Here is a 2,717-nt window from a genome sequence, read left to right on the forward strand (position 1 = left end):
GCGCGCCCACCGCCTTCGTACGACTCCGGGTCCTGCGGCGTCAGCCGCCGAGGCCGGCTGCCGGGAGGCTGCCGCCGACGGGGAGCCCGCCGAGGAGGCCCACGACCGGGTCGACCGGGGTGTCGACGGGAACGTTCGGGGCGGCGCTGCTGACGGTCTCGACGACGCCCTGAGTGAGGCCGAGGGCCTCGCCCGCGCCGCCGGGGAGCTGGCCCGCGGCCTGTGCGACCGGCAGCGCGCCGCTGACGGTGTCGAGGGCCGGTCCGGTGGGCACGGAGGTGAGCGCGGCGGCGCTGCCGGCGGCGGAGGCTGCGAAAGCGGCACCGAGCGCGGCGACACCGAGGGTCTTGGCAGCGGACTGCTTCATCGAAAATCGTCCTTGGGGGAACTCGGGGGAAATGAGCGGCTCTGCAAACTAGCCAGCGCGCGACGCCGCCCGCAATCACCCGAAACGGCCGGGTCATGCAATTCCCCGCCGTCGCGGCAGCACGCCCCGAAGCCGCCCTCAGTCGCCCGGAGTCGCGGATCCGCTGGTCACGGCGGTCTGCGTGAACAGCCATTCGGACTTCAGCTCGGCATAGCCCGGCTTGATCACGTCATTGATCATCGCCAGCCTTTCGTCGAAAGGAATGAATGCTGATTTCATCGCATTGACCGTGAACCACTGGATGTCGTCGAGTGTGTAGCCGAACGCCTCGGTCAGCCGCTCGAATTCACGGCTCATGGTGGTGCCGGACATCAACCGGTTGTCGGTGTTCACCGTGGTGCGGAAGTGCAGACGGCGCAGCAGGCCGATGGGGTGCTCGGCATAGGAGGACGCGGCGCCCGTCTGGAGGTTGGAGGTGGGGCACATCTCCAGTGGGATGCGCTTGTCGCGTACGTACGCGGCGAGGCGGCCGAGCGTGACGGTGCCGTCGTCGGCGATCTGGATGTCGTCGATGATGCGGACGCCGTGGCCGAGGCGGTCGGCGCCGCACCACTGGAGGGCCTGCCAGATGGACGGCAGACCGAAGGCCTCGCCCGCGTGGATGGTGAAGTGGTTGTTCTCGCGCTTCAGGTACTCGAAGGCGTCCAGGTGGCGGGTGGGCGGGAAGCCGGCTTCGGCGCCCGCGATGTCGAAGCCGACGACACCGGAGTCCCGGTGGGCGTTGGCGAGTTCGGCGATCTCCAGGGAGCGGGCGGCGTGCCGCATCGCGGTGAGCAGGGCGCCGACGCGGATGCGGTGGCCGTTGGCGCGGGCCCGCCGTTCGCCTTCGCGGAAGCCGTCGTTGACGGCGGTGACGACCTCGTCGAGGGTGAGGCCGCCCTCCAGGTGCTGTTCGGGGGCGTAGCGGATCTCCGCGTACACGACGCCGTCCTCGGCGAGGTCCTCGGCGCACTCGGCGGCGACGCGGAAGAGGGCCTCGCGGGTCTGCATGACGGCGCAGGTGTGGGCGAAGGTCTCCAGATAGCGCTCCAGGGACCCGGAGTCGGCGGCTTCGCGGAACCACAGGCCGAGCTTGTCGGGCTCCGACTCGGGGAGGGCGTCGTAGCCGCCGGCGAGGGCGAGATCGATGACCGTGCCGGGACGCAGGCCGCCGTCGAGGTGGTCGTGGAGCAGGACCTTCGGGGCGCGGCGGATCTGGTCCGCGGTGGGAGTGGTGAGGCTCTGGCTCGTCATTTTCGAACTCTAGCCCCTACGCGCGTAGAGAGCGCGGTGGCGACGCGAGTTGGCGAAGCAGGCCGGCATGTGACGCCGATACGCAACAGTGACCGGCCGTACGGGTGGCGTACATCTCTCCTTCTGAGACTGTTCTGCCATGGCACTGGCACTGCACTCACTCGTCGGTCCGAGTGGTGTTCCGGGTGGTGTACGGGAGCCCCGGCTGGGGCGTCCCGTCAGGGGTTCCGGTTCGGTTTGGGGTTCGGGTTCGGGTTCGGGTTCGGGTTCGGGTTCCGGTTCGGCGGCGGCGTCCGTGGGCGGGGTGGTGCTGCTCCTTCCGGACGGCGAGCCCGAGTCGGCGCGCCGCGCGTCGGCGCTGGCGCGGGCGGCGCTGCTGCCGCTGGCGCGCCGGCTCGTGCGGGCGGGGCGGGACGAGGGGCTCGCGGCGCATGTGGTGCGGTACCGGGGGCGCGGCTGGAACGGCGCGGACGCGCGGCTCGCGGCGGACGCCGGGTGGGCGGTCGCGGAGGTGGTACGGCGCCACGGGGACGTCCCGGTGTGCCTGGCCGGGCACGGCATGGGCGCGCGGGCGGCGCTGCGGGCGGCGGGGCATCCGGCGGTGGTGTCCGTCCTGGCGCTGGCGCCGTGGCTGCCGGAGGACGACATGGCGGCCGAGCCGGAGCCGGTGCGGCAGTTGGCGGGGCGCCGGGTGATGGTGGTGCACGGGACGATGGACACCCGTACGGACCCGGAGCTGTCCTACCGGCTGGCGGCCCGCGCGAAGAAGGCCAACCGGGATGTGTGCCGGTTCGAGGTGCACTCGGACGGGCACGCGCTGCGCCAGCACCACGACGAAGTCCTGTCACTGGCCGCCGACTTCGTCCTGGGCTCGCTGTTCGGGCGGCCGTTCGCCCGGCCGGTCGCGGACGCGTTCGCGGCGCCGCCGCCGATCGGGCTGCGCATGCCGCTGGCGGCGGGCTTCGGACGCTCGCTGCGTCCGTAGGGGTCTTTCCCCCACCCCGCCCCTTCCCGAATCGGGGGCTCTGCCCCCGAACCCCCGCTCCTCAAACGCCGG

At 72.2% G+C, this 2,717-nt stretch carries 3 protein-coding genes; 1 reads left to right on the top strand and 2 read right to left on the bottom strand.

Annotated features, from left to right (window positions below; genetic code table 11):
- Window positions 1-40 precede the first annotated feature (40 nt).
- Together HTZ82_RS20125 and HTZ82_RS20130 are read right to left on the bottom strand one after the other, a co-directional pair.
- Window positions 41-367 carry an ATP-binding protein gene (locus HTZ82_RS20125; RefSeq protein ID WP_175410822.1) on the bottom strand — a complete coding sequence of 109 codons (327 nt, stop codon included), beginning with the start codon at window positions 365-367 and terminating at the stop codon, window positions 41-43.
- Between the two features lie 138 nt (window positions 368-505).
- Window positions 506-1,660, bottom strand: coding sequence for an adenosine deaminase (locus HTZ82_RS20130; RefSeq protein ID WP_175410823.1), 1,155 nt, complete (start codon window positions 1,658-1,660; stop codon window positions 506-508).
- Window positions 1,661-1,799: 139 nt separating this feature from the next.
- On the opposite strand from HTZ82_RS20130, the gene HTZ82_RS20135 reads away from it, so the two are divergent.
- Entirely contained in the window at window positions 1,800-2,645 is an 846-nt protein-coding gene (locus tag HTZ82_RS20135) for an alpha/beta hydrolase (protein ID WP_217624370.1), read from the top strand.
- Window positions 2,646-2,717 lie beyond the last annotated feature (72 nt).

It is taken from the genome of Streptomyces sp. TRM64462 (assembly GCF_013362995.1).
In the GTDB taxonomy this organism is placed as follows: Bacteria; Actinomycetota; Actinomycetes; order Streptomycetales; family Streptomycetaceae; genus Streptomyces.